The following is a 16,652-nucleotide window of genomic DNA, read 5'->3' as shown; positions in this document are numbered from 1 at the left end:
AAACATGTTAAAAAAGTGTTAATTTTGCCAAACCTAACATAACGTTAAATCCCAAACAATGAAAAAACTATTACCCTTCGTTTTTCTGATAGCGTCGTTATCAGTTTTCTCCCAACAAATACCTTCTTATTATAATGATGTTAACTTAAACCAAACAGGAGCTGCATTAAAAGATGCATTAGCTGTTAAAATTATTGGTTCACATACATCTATTTTAACTTATACACCAGGTGTTTGGAACGCATTAAAACAAACAGATCTAGATCCAACAGACAATACTAAAGTGGTATTGATTTATGGTTGGAATGATTCTGATTCTGATATTACTAACGATCGTACTCGTGGAAAAGATAACCACGGTGGAGGATCAGGCGTATGGAATCGTGAGCATGTATATTCAAAATCTTTAGCTAACCCTAACTTAGGAACAAGTGGTCCTGGTGCTGATGCACATAACTTAAGGCCATGTGACGCTCAAAGAAACTCATCACGTAGTAACCGTAAGTTTGCTGCTGGTTCTGGAAATTCTGGTGCTACCCCACAAGGTAACTGGTATCCAGGTGACGAATGGAAAGGTGATGTAGCTCGTATGATGATGTACATGTACTTGCGTTACGGTAACCAATCTTTGCCAACTGGTGTTGGTGTTGGTAACACTGTAGCTACAGATCCAAACATGATCGACTTATTCTTACAATGGAATGCTGAAGATCCAGTATCGGATTTAGAAAAACAACGTAACCCAGTATTAGAACAATTACAAGGAAATCGTAACCCTTTTATAGATAATCCAGCTTTAGCAACTCAAATTTGGGGTGGTCCACAAGCGGAAGATTTATTTGGAAATGGTGGAAACACAGACACACAAGCACCAACTACTCCTTCTGGATTAGTAGCTTCAAATATTACACAGACAACTGTTGATTTAGCTTGGACTGCATCTACAGATAATACAGCTGTAACTGGTTATAATATTTTCAATGGAAGTACACAAGTAGCTACATCAACAAGTACAAGTACAACAGTTACTGGATTAACAGCTGGTACTTCATACAATTTTACTGTAAAAGCTTACGATGCAGCAGCTAATGTTTCTGCAGCAAGTAATGCTGTTAGTGTAACCACAACAAGCGGTGGTTCAGGTGGAAATGGAACTGCAACTGAATTATTATTCTCTGAATATGTTGAAGGTTCTTCTTATAACAAAGCTATTGAAATAGCTAATTTTACTGGAGCAACAGTTGATTTAAGTGGATACTCTATTAAAAAAGCAACCAATGGTGGTGGTACATGGTCTAATACCTTAACATTAACTGGTCAATTAAATAATGGTGATGTTTTTGTTATTGCACATAGTAGTGCTTCAACTACAGTAAAAAACAAAGCACAATTAACTAATAGTTCAGTAATGAACTTTAATGGTAATGATGCCGTAGCTTTATTTAAAGGAAGTACTCTAATTGATATCATTGGAGACCAAAACAATAGTGCTAACTTTGGAAAAGATCAAACATTCCAAAGAAAATCATCTGTAAAATCACCAAATACCACTTATACAGTAGCTGAATGGAATACTTTAGCTAAAGATACATTTAGTGGATTAGGTAGTCATACTATCGATGGTGGTTCTTCTGCTGACACTACAGCTCCAAGTGCACCTTCTAACTTAGTTACTTCAAACTTAACACAAACTACTGTAAATTTAGCATGGACAGCTTCTATGGATAATGTTGGTGTTACTGGGTACGAGGTATATCAAAACGATTCAAAAATAGCAACTGTAACAACTGTATCTTATGCTGTAACTGGTTTATCTGCCGATACCGCATATAACTATTCTATTAAAGCAATAGATGCTGCTGGTAATATTTCTGCACTAAGTAATAAAGTATTTATTACAACATTATCAATTCCAGACACTACAGCTCCATCTGCTCCAAGTAGTTTAACAGCTTCAAACGTAACACAAACTTCTGTAAACTTAGCATGGACTGCCTCTACTGATAATGTTGGTGTAAGTGGTTATGATGTATTCAGAGGAAGTACTAAAATAACAACTGTAACTAGTACAAACTATACTGTTACAAACTTAACAGCTGGTACAAATTATACTTTTTCTGTAAAAGCAAAAGATCAAGCTGGTAATATTTCTACAGCAAGTAATGTAATTGGGGTTACTACTAAATCTCCTACAATTACTTATTGTGATTCTAAAGGAAGTAATGTAAACTATGAGTACATAGATAACGTAGCAATTGGTGGCATTTCAAATGTGACATCTGCTAATGGAGGTTATGGCGATTTCACTTCTCAAACAGCTAATATTGCAATAGGAAGCAATACAATTGTTGTAAGTGCTGGTTTTGCTAGTTCTTCATATACAGAATATTGGAAAGTATGGATTGACTTCAACCAAAATGGAACTTTTGAATCTTCTGAAGAAGTAGTATCTGGTTCTTCTTCTAGTGCAGGAAATTTATCTTATAACTTTACTGTACCTTCATCTGCTACATTAGGAACAACAAGAATGCGTGTTTCTATGAAATGGAATGCAGCTCCAACTCCTTGTGAAACTATTTCTTATGGAGAAGTTGAAGATTATACAGTAAATATTAGTAATTCTTCTAAGGCTATGACAACTGTTCAAATTGATGGACAATTAGGTAATGAAGAACCTATCTTTGATGCTAAGGTATACCCTAACCCATCTACAGATTATATCGTATTAAAATTAGCTGATGGTAGAGAAGCTAATTATAAAATTACAAATTATGTAGGTCAAACTGTAATGCAGGGTAAAATTAACAGACAAATAGACATACGTGACTTAAATACAGGAATGTATATTATAGAAGTAAATGATAACCAAAGATCATTTACCAAGAAGTTTATGAAAAAGTAATTTGTTTAATTATTTAATTTCGAAAAAGGCAGCTCTTCTATAGGCTGCCTTTTTATTTTTATTATACTTCTATTGTTTTTTTAGGTTCTTTTGAAGATTTAAACACATAGGTATACAACCACATAAGTGTAAACGTTGGTATAATATCTAAACCTGGCATAGCCTCTTCTATAAAAGTAACCGCAGCTGCAATCTTTCCTTTATTTCCTTTATACATTTTTGTCATTAAATAGGCAGAAGCTGGTGCCCAAACGACGTCAAACAATTCACCTAAACCAGGTATTGCATACGATAAAAGTCCCATAGCATCAAAAATTAAACTCAGTACTAATTTTTGATATTTATTTTTTCTATTCATTCTTATAATTTTATTCTAATTGGTTTTAAATCAAAATTCAAGCCAAATTATTTACGTTTCACCTTGTAAATTAATATGTTTGTTCTAAAAATACTAAAAGCGAATGGTTTTTTCTGATTTTATAAATCAAATAGAAGAGTTACAAAACAAACCTTTAGGCGGATTAACTTCACAATTTAAGCTCGCTCCTAAACTGAGAACTCAATTCTCTCAAGAGTTAATAGACAGTAAAAATCCAAGAAAAGCTGCGGTTTTAGCTTTGTTTTACCCAGATGACAACAATCAAACTCGATTTTTGCTAACTGAAAGGGCTAGTTATAACGGTACCCATTCTGCACAAGTTAGTTTTCCTGGAGGAAAAATTGAGAAAAATGATAAGAATCTTCAAGAAACTGCGTTAAGAGAAACCTTTGAAGAGGTAGGAATTGTTTCTAATACAATTAGAGTAATTCGTCAACTTTCAGACTCTTACATTCCTCCTAGTAACTTTTTAGTAACTCCTTTTTTAGGCTTACTTTCTGAAAAACCGAAGTTTACTCCTAACAATGAAGTTGCAAACCTTATAGAAGTTTTGACTAGCGATTTATTAAACGATGACAATTTGACCTCAAAAGAAATGGAAACTTCTTACATGAAAAACATAGACGTACCATGCTTTAAATTAAACGATTACATTGTTTGGGGAGCTACTGCAATGATGTTATCAGAAATTAAAGATTTATTAAAACAGTAAATATTTTCTTTTTCTTTTGTAATTTAGCTTTTACACTAATAAAATCAACTATAAATGCCTTTATTTAAAAGGAATCCTTTTGGACATATATTATTCATTAAAAGGTTTCTTATACAAACACTTGGTGTAATATCACACAGTAGATATCGAAAATTTAATCAATTACAAATTGAAGGATCTGAAATATTAAGAAACCTTCCAGATAAGAACGTTCTTTTTATTTCAAATCATCAAACATATTTTGCAGACGTAGCAGCCATGTTCCATGTATTCAATGCAGCCCTAAAAGGACGTGATGACAATATTAGGAATGTAGGTTATTTGTGGAATCCTAAACTAAATATTTATTATGTAGCGGCAGGAGAAACCATGCGTGCTGGTTTGTTACCAAAAATATTTGCTTATGTAGGTTCGGTTTCTGTAGAAAGAACATGGAGAAGTTCTGGTAAAGATATTAAACGACAAGTAAAAATGTCTGACATCTCAAACATAGGTAAGGCCTTAGATGATGGTTGGGTAATTACTTTTCCACAAGGTACCACTACTCCATTTAAACCAATTCGAAGAGGTACAGCTCATATTATAAAAACCTTTAAACCAACAGTAGTTCCTATTGTTATTGATGGTTTTAGACGTTCTTTTGATAAAAAAGGATTGATGATTAAAAAACGTAATGTTTTACAATCTATGGTTATAAAAGAGCCTTTAGAAATAGATTATGAAAATGAAGAAGTAGCTAGTATTGTAGAAAAAATTGAATATGCAATAGAACAGCATCCTTCATTTTTAAAAGTATTAACTCCAAAACAGTTACAAGAACAAGAAGAGTTTATTGAAAGTCGTCGTTTTTGGGGATCAGATGTTAAAAAAGAAGAATAAAAATCATAATTTAAAGATATTATGTCAGAAAATAAATCAATTTTAAATGAGAAATCAATTGATTTCTTAGAAAAATACTTAAACAATGCTGCTCCAACTGGATATGAATGGGAAGGGCAAAAAATTTGGATGGATTACTTAAGACCATATGTAGATGAGTTTATTACTGACACTTATGGTACTGCGGTTGGAGTTATAAATCCAGATGCAAAATATAAAGTTGTTATTGAAGGGCATGCTGATGAAATTTCATGGTATGTAAATTATATTTCTGACAACGGATTAATTTATGTAATACGCAACGGAGGAAGTGATCACCAAATAGCTCCAAGTAAAATAGTAAACATTCATACCAAAAATGGTATTGTAAAAGGAGTTTTTGGATGGCCAGCTATTCATACACGTAATAGAGCTAAAGAAGAAGCTCCAAAGCCAGATAATATCTTTATTGATACAGGTTGTGCAACTAAAGAAGAAGTTGAAAAATTAGGTATCCATGTAGGTTGCGTAATTACCTATCCAGACGAATTCCATGTTTTAAACGGAAATAAATTTGTTTGCCGTGCTTTAGACAATCGTATGGGAGGATTTATGATTGCTGAAGTTGCTCGTTTACTTCACGAAAATAAAAAGAAATTACCTTTCGGTTTATACGTAACAAACTCTGTACAGGAAGAAATTGGTTTACGTGGCGCAGAAATGATTACCCAAACAATTAAACCAAATGTAGCTATTGTAACAGACGTTACTCATGATACTACTACCCCAATGATTGACAAGAAAAAAGAAGGTCATTTAGAAATGGGGAAAGGACCTGTAGTAGCTTATGCTCCTGCTGTACAACAAAAACTACGCGATTTAATTACAGAAACAGCTGAAGAAAAAGAAATTCCTTTCCAACGTTCAGCATTATCGAGAGCAACTGGTACAGATACCGATGCTTTTGCATATAGTAACGGAGGAGTTGCTTCTGCATTAATTTCATTACCATTACGTTATATGCATACTACTGTAGAAATGGTACACAGAGAAGATGTAGAAAATGTAATTAAAATGATTTACGAAACATTATTAAAAATAGAAAACGGAGAAGATTTCTCTTATTTCAAATAAAATTATAATCCCGCTTTACGCGGGATTTTTTGCTTCTATGGATGAATTAATTGATATTGTTGACGAATTTGGAAACTATACCGGTGAAACTTGTTTAAAATCCGAAGCTCACAAATTTGGCTACTTCCACCCTACTGTTCATATTTGGATATACACTTCAGATCAACAAATACTATTACAAAAGCGTGCTTTAACAAAAAAGGTTTTTCCTGGACTCTGGGACATTTCTGTTGCTGGGCATGTTGCTGCTGGAGAAAACATAGAAGAAGCTGCCCTTAGAGAGGTTTATGAAGAAATTGGTTTTTCAATCTCTTCAGAAAGTTTGTGCAAAATAGGAACTAGAAAACACATGGTAAATCATGCTAACGGTATTATAGATAATGAGTTTCATCATGTATATATAACTAAACTTACAGTGCCTATCCATCAATTAAAAATTCAGGAAGAAGAAGTTGATGAGCTTAAACTATTTGAATTAAAAACTTTACTCAAAACAAAAGAACTTAGCAATACATTACTCCCTCAGTATCACGATTATTATAGTTTTGTTTACGATGAAATCTTAAAAAATATTTAGTATATTAAAAAGGTATAAAACCATACTAATGAAACGGTTAGCACTTTACTTACTTATTATACTATTATTACCTTCATGTGTTTCTAAGAAATACTTAAAAAAACACGGTTACTCTAGTGATATAATCAGTATGGTTGAAAAAACGTATACTGTAGAAAATGGAGAAGAAAATTTAATCTCTACCAAAACACTTCATTTTACTAAAAATGGTCGAGTAAAAATATCAAAAACAATAGACAGCAAAGGAAATACATTAGAGGAAACTGAAAAAAAGTTATGGTTTGAAAAACGAAGTTATCCCAACAAAGAACCTTACTATTGCAAAATGCGTTGGAAAACAAAACAACGAGAACGAATTAGTTGCTATACCCAAAAACAATACAAAAAAAACGAAATCATTGTTTACCATAATGATAATGGCCTTATTAATAAAATAGAAGATCGTTTTACAACTTTTTATACACATCAATATAAATACACTAATAAAGAGCTTTCAAAAATTATTATAACCGATAAAGATGGTAAACCAGTAGATATTATTCGTGTTAGTTGTAAAACTAAAGATTCTAGAGGCAATTGTATTAAACAAACAAAGGAATCAACGAAAACGGGAAAAATCTGGATAAAAACAATCTCTCCAGTTTACAAGTAAAAAACTCAATACACCATACACATTAACCCCCTGTTTATAAGACACTTTTAAACTTATTTAATTATATTTAAGACAAAAAGTCTTATATGCTAACCAAACAAGAAAAAACCATCCTAAGAAGTCAATTGTTTAGACATTTAGATGGTATAGTTACATGTCCATCAGCTTATGTGTTATTTGAAAAAGGAATTACTGATTATATCTTAAAAAACAAATCGGTTACACTATCAGAAATAACTACAGAATTTAAAGCTAATGAAGGATATTTAAATGTAGCTTTAAGAACTCTATGCTCTCAAGGTTGGCTTATTCAAACAGTGGACAATACTCAAAACAACGTTCATTTTGAAACAAATGAAAACTCCAAAATAGCATTTTCACTTTTTCATTTATATAAAGAAGCTTTTAAATTACTACAGTTTTCGGAAGCTTATAGTGCTAGAAAATTTGAAAAAGAACCTTTTTTAAAACTAGAAGAGTTATATAAAAACTTTAAAATTAAGTTTGGAATAAACAATATAGATAACAATAAAATTCTAGAACAAATCTTAACACATATAGAAGGAATCATTGTAGGTCCAACTATAGTTTTGTTAGGAATGAGTGGGATGTTTCATAAATACTTTATGCAAACAAAATTCACGGCAGAAGAGTTTCATAGCGATGCAGAAAACTTTGGTCGCTTATTAAATATTCTTTCAGAATTAGGCTGGTTTAAAAAAAGTAACGGTTCTTATGAATTTACCGATAAAGGATTGTTTTTTGCCAGAAGAGCTAGTGCTTATGGAGTAACGGTTTCTTATATCCCTACACTTAGAAAACTAGATAAGCTTATTTTTGGAGATCCAAAAATGTTTGATACTCCAAGTATTCATAACGATGAAATTCATGTAGATAGAGAAATGAATGTTTGGGGAAGCGGTGGAGCTCATGCAGCATATTTTAGAGTTATTGATGAAATTGTGATTGATTTATTCAACAAACCAATTCATGAGCAACCTAAAGGTATTTTAGATGTAGGCTGTGGAAACGGTGCATTCTTAAAACACTTATTCAATGTAATAGAAAATCAAACCAATCGAGGAAAAGTTTTAGAAGACTATCCCCTATTGCTTATTGGTGTAGATTATAACGAAGCTGCATTAAAAATAACTAGAAAAAACTTGGTACAAGCCGATATTTGGGCAAAAGTAATTTGGGGTGATATTGGAAACCCTAAAGCTATGTCGGAAGACTTGCAAAACAAATATGGTATTAATCTCTCCGATTTATTAAATGTTCGTACGTTTTTAGATCATAATAGAATTTGGGAAACACCAAAACCGAATTCAAATCTTACTGTTACTTCTTCTACTGGTTCCTATGCGTACAAAGGAGAACGTTTAAACAATAACTATGTTATAGAATCATTAAAACAGCATTTTAATAAATGGACACCTTTTATTAGTAAGTTCGGATTGTTATTAATAGAACTCCACACATCTAAACCAGAATTAGTAGCTAAAAACATAGGGAAAACAGCGGCTACTGCCTATGATGCTACACATGGATATTCAGATCAATATATTATAGAATTAGACGAATACATGAAAACTATGGAAGATATTGGATTGGTTTCTGATAAAAATACTTTTAGAAAGTTTCCTAATTCAGATTTAGCAACGGTTTCAGTAAATCTGTTTAAACCTAAAGCGACTCTATAATATCTTAATTCCACTCACCATATCTTGTGACTTAAATTCACTCGAGCGAGTGAGTATTGCTCACTCGTACCTGTGAAAGATGCTCACCCGAGCGTGTGATTGTTGCTCACTCGTACGAGTGAATAATACTAAGATAAAATATAAACTTTGATACTACCTTTATATTTTAATGCAATTTTAATCAATCTGAAAACAAAATCTTTAAAATAGAAATTACAATCAATAATTCAATTTTTCAATACACAATCGAAAACAGTAAATTTTCTCTACTTTCTTCTTCATTTTTTCAAGTCTTATAAATTGTTTGGTTTTTCCGTTTATTCAATATATCATACCGTTTATTACACAAAAGTATCCGTTTATTAATTCATCATGTGTAAAAGCTTTGATTTTAATTAAAATTGAGCCGCATTATAACATATTGTTTTCTAGAACATATCAATTTTAATGCTAATCAATTTTAATCAATAGTTAGTTTCAATACAAGACAGTACTTTTTTTTACTAGGCTTTAAATAGTATTTAAGTATCAAGTAATCATAAGTATTCACTCCTGTTTTCATATAGAAAATGACTTTTTAATCAAAAACAACACATATGAAAAACAACTTTAATGGAGTTTTAACGCTAATTCTAGTGCTTCTTGTCCAAATTACATTTGCTCAAGAAAGAACTATCTCAGGAATTGTATCTGACACAGCAGGTCCACTTCCAGGAGTAAACATTATCAAAAAAGATTCATCCATAGGTACCGAAACTAATTTTGATGGAAAATATACCATCAAGGCAAAAACTGGAGATGTTCTCATTTTTAGTTTTATGGGAATGAAAACTACAGAGGTAACAGTAAGCTCTTCAAACAAAATCAATTTAATAATGACCAATGCAGATAATATTCTTAATGAAGTTGTTATCACAGGTTTAGGGATAAAAAGAGAAGCAAAAGCATTAGGTTACTCTCAACAAACCGTAAAAGGAGAAGATCTTACAAGAACAAAAGAAACAGATATCAGTACAGCTATAGCAGGTAAAGTTGCTGGTGTTCAATTCACCGGTCAACCTACTTCTACTTTTAAAAACTCAAACATTAGATTAAGAGGTGAAAGTAATGTTTTATATGTAGTAGACGGTATTAAATTAAATGCAAGTTCTGATGTTAATACTGAAGATATTGAATCTATGACAATTCTTAAAGGATTAGCAGCTACAGCAATATATGGTCCTGAAGGTAGAAATGGAGCAATTGTAATTACTACAAAAAAAGCTAAAGATGGCAAGTCTTCTATTGAATTTAGTACAAGTGTTGCTTTTTCTGAGGTTTATTTAATGCAAGAATATCAGAATGAATATGGAGGTGGTTATGCTAATGATGGAAAACCAAGTGGTCATCCAGAAAGATACACCAATGCAATAGGTTATTTTACAGATTATAATGGTCAAAAAACCCCTACATATTCCGCTGATGAATCTTGGGGACCTAGGTTAGAAGGTCAAATGGTACGTCATTGGGATTCATGGATACCAAACACCAGTGAGTATGGAAAATTAAGAGCATGGACAGCTAATCCCAACAATATCAAAGATTTTTTCCAAACTGGTATTACTCAAAATAACTCTTTAACTTTTTTAAAAGGTGGTGAAGATTATAATATTAGAACTACTATTACAAAAATTGATCAAGAGCTAATTTTAGAAAATACAAAACGTAAAACTATTACTGTTAGTATTAACACTGATTATGATATCAATAAAAAATTAAATTTTAGAGTAAGTGCTAACTATACAAATAGATACACAAAAAACGATCCAGATAATAACTATGGTAACTTAGGTTCAAACTTTAATCAATGGTGGCAACGTCAGTTAGACATGAAAAGATTAAAAAACTATAAGCATAATGGAAATATTTATTCTTGGAACATTTCCTCTCCTACTAATTCAAAGCCATTATATTGGGATTCTCCTTATTTTGAAATTTATGAAAACTTAAAAGAGCAAGATAAAAATGCCTTGTTTGGAGCTTTTGGTGCGAATTATAAATTCAACGAAAATTTAAATGTAGATATCCTTTTCAAAAAATCATATAACAGTTATAACTATAATGATAGAGCAGCTTGGGGAGGTTTAAATTCTAACACCTCTGGTCTTCCTTGGTATTTCGAAAGTATTAGAAGTAATGTCAAGGATGAAATTACTGGTATGGCAAATTATACTAAAAAGTTTAACGATTTTGATTTATCTGCTTATGCAGGTTTTGAAATAACGAACCAACTAGATAGGTATAGTACAACTAATACTGTTGGAGGAATGACAACACCTGGTTTTTATAGCATTACTACTTCAGTAAATAGACCTGATTATGATGCAGGTAAAGTAGAAACCAAAAGAAAAGCTTTGTTTACCTCACTATCTGTAGGATATAAAGATATGTTATTTGTAGAAAGTACTTACAGAAATGATTGGGGCTCTACAGCTAATCCAAACAAGAATAAAATTACTAGTTTTGGTATTTCTGGTTCTTTTGTTTTTTCTAAACTGATTAAAAACAATGATCTTATTTCTTTTGGGAAAATTAGAGTTGGACTAGCTGAAGCTCCATATTTCCCTAATCCATATGCTTTAACTCAAACATACACTACAGAAGTCCCTTATGGATCTACAGGAACATCAACAGTACCAAACGCTGGAGTTAATCCAACACTAAGAGGAGGTAATAAAAAAGAATTAGAATTTGGAACTCAGCTTAAATTTTTAAAAAATAGGATTGGTTTAGATTTCACTTATTTTAAAAGAAATGATGAAGAACTTCCTTCATGGGTTACTGTACCTGGTTCTACTGGTATTACTGGTTTTTATAGTAATGCTGGAAAACAAACTACTAAAGGTTTTGAACTTTCATTAAATCTAGTTCCTATAAAAACAGACAATTTTGAATGGAATATTGACTTCAATATTGCTTCTCTTAAAAAAACTGTTGATTACATTGCTGATGGTGTAGATATTAATATTTTAAATAGCTGGGGGCCACAGTTACAAGAACGTGTAGGTGAAGAATGGGGAGCTATTTATGGTAATGCCTATAGACGTGATGCTAATGGAAATAAAATACTTACATCTAATGGTTTATATGAATATGATACAAATAAATACTTAGGCTCTATTTTACCTGACTTTACAGGTGGTTTAACTACTAATTTTACTTATAAAAACTTTAACCTAGCCTTAGGTTTTGATTATCAATTTGGCGGTAAATTTTATGGAGTTACTAGAAGATATAGCAATTATGGAGGACAAGGTATTGAAACTGTAGGAAACAACTCTTTAGGAAACCCTGTTCGTAACACAATTACAGGTACTACTAGCACTCCATGGTCTGTAAATCTTGCAAATGCTAACTCTGATTCAGGAGGACAATTAACATCTGGTGTAGATGCTAATGGCGTAGCGCAACAATTCTTAGTAAACCCTTATGTTTTATGGAGAAGTAACTTAAGAAATGTTCATGAAGAATTTATAAATGATGCTACATACATCAAACTCAGAACTATTAGAATTGATTATAACTTACCTAGTGCTATTTTAGAAAAAACACCTTTTACAAATATCAACCTAGGTTTATTTGCAAATAATGTTTGGCTTATAAAATCAGATATAAAAGGAGTGGATCCTTCTGAAATTGAAGGCCGTGGGAATTATAATTATATCGAAAACGGTCAATTACCAAGTGCTCGAACTATTGGTCTGAATGCTAAACTAACATTTTAATTAAAAATTCAATACGATGAAAACGATAATAAATAAATTTTTACTGTTCTTATTTTCTAGTATTTTACTAATAAGCTGTGAAACAGTTGATTTTGGAGATACAAATATAAACCCAAACCAATCATCAGTAGCTTCTAGTTCTGGATTATTGGCTAATGCTTTAAGGTCTATAGGAACACAAGTTACTGAAAGAACACCAATGCTTTATACACAGTATTTATCAAATGGTCAATATCCAGATCAAAGTAGATATGCTACTTTAAATTGGTCATATTACGGGCTTTATGCTAACCCTTTATATGATCTTAAAACAGTAATTGATTTAAATGAAGCTAATTCTAGTTCAAACTCAACAAATACTATTGTTGTTGCTACTTTAGCTCGTGTTTACCTATTACATACCATGACAGACAGATGGGGATATATACCATATACAGATGCTCTTAAAGGTCTTGATTTAATAAAACCTCGTTTAGATTCTCAAGAAACTGTTTATAAAGGACTAATTCAAGAGATTGATAATGCACTTTCAAAAATAACTTCTGGAGTACCAGAAGGAGATATTATATTTAATGGTAATATGGACCGATGGAGACAATTTGGAAACACTTTAAAAGTGATTATGGCTCTTCGTTTATCTAAAAGAGATACTGAATTGGGAGGATACGCAAAGTCTAAATTTAACGAAGCTATTACTGGCGCAATAAAACAGTCTGGTGATAATATTTATTATACTTTTTTAGCAAATGATAACAATGATAATCCTTGGCAAGATGCTTTTGAAACTCGTAAAGATTATTTAATGTCTGATGTAATTGTTAATTATATGATAGGAAACGGTACTGATACAGCTCCTCAAGACCCTAGATTAGCCAAATATGCAGACCCTGCTGTAAGTTCTTCTGTTGGTAATGGCACAAGGTTTATTGGAGCTGATTATGGAAGTGGAAATGACTTAGTTGACAATTTCTCTTTCATTACTAAAGATATCATTTATAACGCAACAGCCCCAGGTATTATATTTACAGCTGCACAAGTACAGTTTTCTATGGCAGAGGCTGTAGAACTTGGATGGATGACTGGTAATGCTGAAACTTATTTTAAAAATGGTATAAAAGAATCTATGAAACAATGGAATGTTGCTTCTACTGATGCTGACAATTTTGTTAATAATTATCCTTACAATGGGATGCAATCAATAGCAGAACAAAAATGGGTAGCTTTATTTATGCAAGGTTATGAATCTTGGGCAGAATGGAGAAGAATTGGAGGTCCAGCTACCATTGTAAAACCAGCTATTTTATTACAAGGTACAGATATACCACAAAGACAAGCATACGCTACTACTACTCCAAATATCAATAAGGTTAACTATGATGCTGCAATTGCTGCTCAAGGGCCTGATAATTTAGATACCAAACTTTGGTGGGCTAAATAAAGTCTACTAATTAATCTTAAAGAAGGTAATCTTATCTTCTTTAAGATTTTTTTTTAATAAACTAATTGTAACCACTTAATAAGCATCCACATCAATAATAAAGCGGATAGGTCTAAAATCTTTTACAGCTTCAAAAGTATTTTTAACTTTCATCAACTGCTCTTTTGTTTTTCCTAGTGACTGTTTCGGTGGAATTTTTATCACTAAATTCTTAATATACTGATTTCGAATACGAGAAACTGCTGGCGCTGTTGGTCCTAAAACATTTTCTTGAAATATATTTTGTAATGACTTTGCTAACCAGTTTATACCACTATCTACCCTCGTATAATCTTTATGTTTCAACGTAATTTTAATCAATCTGTAATAAGGAGGATAATGAAACTGCCATCTATCTTGTAATTGCTCCTTATACATTTCTGCATAATTGGTTGTAGAAACTTGTTGTAATATTTGATGATATGGATTGTACGTTTGTATAGCTACATTACCTTGTTTCTTTGTTCGTCCTGCCCTTCCCGATACTTGTACCATTAACTGATATGCGCGTTCGTGTGCTCTAAAATCAGGGAAATTCAACATAGAATCGGCATTTAAAATACCAACCAATGATACGTTTTCAAAATCTAACCCTTTTGAAAGCATTTGAGTTCCTACCAAAATATCAATTTCTTGAGCCTCAAAAGCACCAATTATTTTTTGATATCCATACTTACCCCGAGTCGTGTCTAAATCCATTCTCCCAATATTATGATTTGGGAATAGCTCTTTTAACTCCAACTCAATTTGTTCCGTTCCAAAACCTTTAGTATCTAAAGTATTACTACCACAAGCTCCACAACTATGAGGCATTGCTCTTTGATAATGGCAATAATGACATTTTAATTCTTTTCGGAATTTGTGATAGGTTAAACTTACATCACAATTAGGGCACTGAGGAGATACTCCACAAGTAGTACACTCTACTACAGGCGAGAAACCTCTCCTATTTTGAAATAATATAACTTGCTCTTTTTCCTCTAAAGCTTCGTTCATCATTTTTAATAAACGATCGGAAAAGTGCCCATTCATTTCCTTTTTTCGATGCTTCTCTTTAACATCAATCAGTTCAATTTTTGGTAATTGAATATTACCAAAACGTCTTGTTAACTCAACAAAACCATACTTATTTTGAGTAGCATTATAGTAACTTTCTAAAGATGGTGTTGCAGATCCTAATAATACTTTTGCTTTATGCAAATGTCCTAAAACTACGGCGGCATCACGTGCATTATATCTTGGCGATGGTTCAAACTGTTTGTAAGAAGATTCATGTTCTTCATCAACTACAATTAATCCTAAATTTGAAAAAGGTAAAAAACCTGAAGAACGTGCTCCTAAAATTATTTGTGCTTTAGGTTTATTATCTAACACATTATTCCATACTTCTACACGTTCATTCATTGAATACTTTGAATGAAATACCGATATAAAGTTTCCAAAGTAATTTTGTAAACGAGTTATTATTTGGGTAGTCAAAGCTATTTCTGGCAGCAAAAACAATACTTGTTTTCCAGAAGCGATAACTTCCTTAATCAACTTTACATAAATCTCTGTCTTTCCTGAGCCTGTTACCCCATGTAATAAAGTAACATTTTGATTTTCAAAAGAAGTTTTTACTTCATTAAAAGCTTCTTCTTGAAACTTATTTAATGCTTTGGTTTCATTCGTTTCTCCTTGATAATTGATTCTATCAGTTTGTATTTGATAGAATTCTAAAATATCCTTTTCTACTAAAGCTTTTAAAACAGCAGAAGAAACTCCTGATTTTTCTTCTAATTCTTTTGCTTTTATTGGCTTTTTAGAAGCTGCTAATTGAAAATATGTAAGAACAGCTTCTCGTTGTTTTTTAGCTCTTGAAAGTTCTTCTAATAAACCTTGAAGCGCCTCATTAGAATTATATAAAGTATTTAATCGAACATATTTAACCAGCTTAGGTTTATACGTTTCGTAAATTTCTTCTTTAATGTAAACGGCACTTTTTTCAATCAGTCCATTAATAATGGGTAAAACTGTTTTCTTCCCTAATATATCAGCGACTTGATGAATAGTTAATTGAGAATGATGTTGTAAAGCTTCAAAAATTAAAAACTCTTCATCTGTTAAAATATCTTCTTCTTTAAAAGATTCATTTTTATAAATAATAGTCTCACTTTCTAATAAAAATGCAGAAGGCAATGCAGCTCTATATACATCTCCTAAAGAACACAAATAATAATTAGAAATCCACTGCCAATGCTTTAATTGTAACTCATTTACAATAGGCTTATCATCTAATATTTGATGAATATCTTTTGCTTCGTACAGTTCTGGCGCATTCTGATGTATATCAAATACCAAGGCTGTATAAATTTTACTTTTTCCAAAAGATACTGCTACCCGCATTCCTTTTTTAAGGAATGAAAACTCTGCTTCTGTTACCGAATAAGTAAAGGTTTTTTGTAGAGGAATGGGTAATATGACGTCGATGAAATGGATAAAAATCTATTTTTTG

Annotated in this window: 11 protein-coding genes; 9 read left to right on the top strand and 2 right to left on the bottom strand. The window is 31.8% G+C overall.

The window, feature by feature from the left end; all coding sequences use genetic code 11:
• Nucleotides 1-58 precede the first annotated feature (58 nt).
• Nucleotides 59-2,902, top strand: a complete 2,844-nt coding sequence (locus ACOQN8_RS14395; RefSeq protein ID WP_420553192.1) for an endonuclease — start codon at nucleotides 59-61, stop codon at nucleotides 2,900-2,902.
• Between the two features lie 61 nt (nucleotides 2,903-2,963).
• Here ACOQN8_RS14395 and ACOQN8_RS14390 read toward each other — a convergent pair whose 3' ends face one another.
• Nucleotides 2,964-3,260 (bottom strand): hypothetical protein, encoded by a 297-nt coding sequence (locus ACOQN8_RS14390; protein ID WP_150898830.1) that lies wholly within the window; start codon nucleotides 3,258-3,260, stop codon nucleotides 2,964-2,966.
• A 103-nt stretch (nucleotides 3,261-3,363) separates the two neighbouring features.
• Here ACOQN8_RS14390 and ACOQN8_RS14385 point away from each other — a divergent pair, with 103 nt between their 5' ends.
• From ACOQN8_RS14385 to ACOQN8_RS14350, 8 genes are all read left to right on the top strand, one after another.
• Nucleotides 3,364-3,993, top strand: a complete 630-nt coding sequence (locus ACOQN8_RS14385) for an NUDIX hydrolase (protein WP_420553191.1) — start codon at nucleotides 3,364-3,366, stop codon at nucleotides 3,991-3,993.
• A gap of 54 nt (nucleotides 3,994-4,047) precedes the next feature.
• Nucleotides 4,048-4,872 carry a lysophospholipid acyltransferase family protein gene (locus ACOQN8_RS14380; RefSeq protein WP_150898832.1) on the top strand — a complete coding sequence of 275 codons (825 nt, stop codon included), beginning with the start codon at nucleotides 4,048-4,050 and terminating at the stop codon, nucleotides 4,870-4,872.
• A 21-nt stretch (nucleotides 4,873-4,893) separates the two neighbouring features.
• Entirely contained in the window at nucleotides 4,894-5,985 is a 1,092-nt protein-coding gene (locus ACOQN8_RS14375) for a M42 family metallopeptidase (RefSeq protein ID WP_420553190.1), read from the top strand.
• A gap of 37 nt (nucleotides 5,986-6,022) precedes the next feature.
• Nucleotides 6,023-6,562 (top strand): NUDIX hydrolase, encoded by a 540-nt coding sequence (locus ACOQN8_RS14370; RefSeq protein WP_420553189.1) that lies wholly within the window; start codon nucleotides 6,023-6,025, stop codon nucleotides 6,560-6,562.
• A gap of 28 nt (nucleotides 6,563-6,590) precedes the next feature.
• Complete coding sequence (locus ACOQN8_RS14365; RefSeq protein WP_420553188.1) at nucleotides 6,591-7,214, top strand: hypothetical protein; 624 nt, start codon at nucleotides 6,591-6,593, stop codon at nucleotides 7,212-7,214.
• A gap of 86 nt (nucleotides 7,215-7,300) precedes the next feature.
• Nucleotides 7,301-8,917, top strand: a complete 1,617-nt coding sequence (locus tag ACOQN8_RS14360) for a class I SAM-dependent methyltransferase (RefSeq protein ID WP_420553187.1) — start codon at nucleotides 7,301-7,303, stop codon at nucleotides 8,915-8,917.
• Nucleotides 8,918-9,513: 596 nt separating this feature from the next.
• Complete coding sequence (locus ACOQN8_RS14355; RefSeq protein ID WP_420553186.1) at nucleotides 9,514-12,681, top strand: SusC/RagA family TonB-linked outer membrane protein; 3,168 nt, start codon at nucleotides 9,514-9,516, stop codon at nucleotides 12,679-12,681.
• Between the two features lie 16 nt (nucleotides 12,682-12,697).
• Nucleotides 12,698-14,119 carry a SusD/RagB family nutrient-binding outer membrane lipoprotein gene (locus tag ACOQN8_RS14350; protein ID WP_420553185.1) on the top strand — a complete coding sequence of 474 codons (1,422 nt, stop codon included), beginning with the start codon at nucleotides 12,698-12,700 and terminating at the stop codon, nucleotides 14,117-14,119.
• A 75-nt stretch (nucleotides 14,120-14,194) separates the two neighbouring features.
• Here the strand turns inward: ACOQN8_RS14350 and priA are convergent, their stop codons facing one another.
• Nucleotides 14,195-16,636 (bottom strand): replication restart helicase PriA, encoded by a 2,442-nt coding sequence (priA, locus tag ACOQN8_RS14345; protein WP_475968348.1) that lies wholly within the window; start codon nucleotides 16,634-16,636, stop codon nucleotides 14,195-14,197.
• Between the last annotated feature and the right edge of the window lie 16 nt (nucleotides 16,637-16,652).

The sequence above is a fragment of the Tenacibaculum aiptasiae genome (assembly GCF_965221665.1).
Taxonomy (GTDB): Bacteria; Bacteroidota; Bacteroidia; order Flavobacteriales; family Flavobacteriaceae; genus Polaribacter; species Polaribacter aiptasiae.
Note: the sequence above shows the minus strand (reverse complement) of the source record. Positions and strands in the feature narration are given on the sequence as shown.

Excerpts from the sequence above, each read along its gene's own strand:
- ACOQN8_RS14395 (WP_420553192.1), top strand. The coding sequence starts at position 59 with ATGAAAAAACTATTACCCTTCGTTTTTCTGATAGCGTCGTTATCAGTT.
- ACOQN8_RS14365 (WP_420553188.1), top strand. The coding sequence starts at position 6,591 with ATGAAACGGTTAGCACTTTACTTACTTATTATACTATTATTACCTTCA.
- ACOQN8_RS14370 (WP_420553189.1), top strand. The coding sequence starts at position 6,023 with ATGGATGAATTAATTGATATTGTTGACGAATTTGGAAACTATACCGGT.
- ACOQN8_RS14385 (WP_420553191.1), top strand. The coding sequence starts at position 3,364 with ATGGTTTTTTCTGATTTTATAAATCAAATAGAAGAGTTACAAAACAAA.
- ACOQN8_RS14360 (WP_420553187.1), top strand. The coding sequence starts at position 7,301 with ATGCTAACCAAACAAGAAAAAACCATCCTAAGAAGTCAATTGTTTAGA.
- ACOQN8_RS14350 (WP_420553185.1), top strand. The coding sequence starts at position 12,698 with ATGAAAACGATAATAAATAAATTTTTACTGTTCTTATTTTCTAGTATT.
- ACOQN8_RS14355 (WP_420553186.1), top strand. The coding sequence starts at position 9,514 with ATGAAAAACAACTTTAATGGAGTTTTAACGCTAATTCTAGTGCTTCTT.
- ACOQN8_RS14380 (WP_150898832.1), top strand. The coding sequence starts at position 4,048 with ATGCCTTTATTTAAAAGGAATCCTTTTGGACATATATTATTCATTAAA.
- ACOQN8_RS14375 (WP_420553190.1), top strand. The coding sequence starts at position 4,894 with ATGTCAGAAAATAAATCAATTTTAAATGAGAAATCAATTGATTTCTTA.
- ACOQN8_RS14390 (WP_150898830.1), bottom strand. The coding sequence starts at position 3,260 with ATGAATAGAAAAAATAAATATCAAAAATTAGTACTGAGTTTAATTTTT.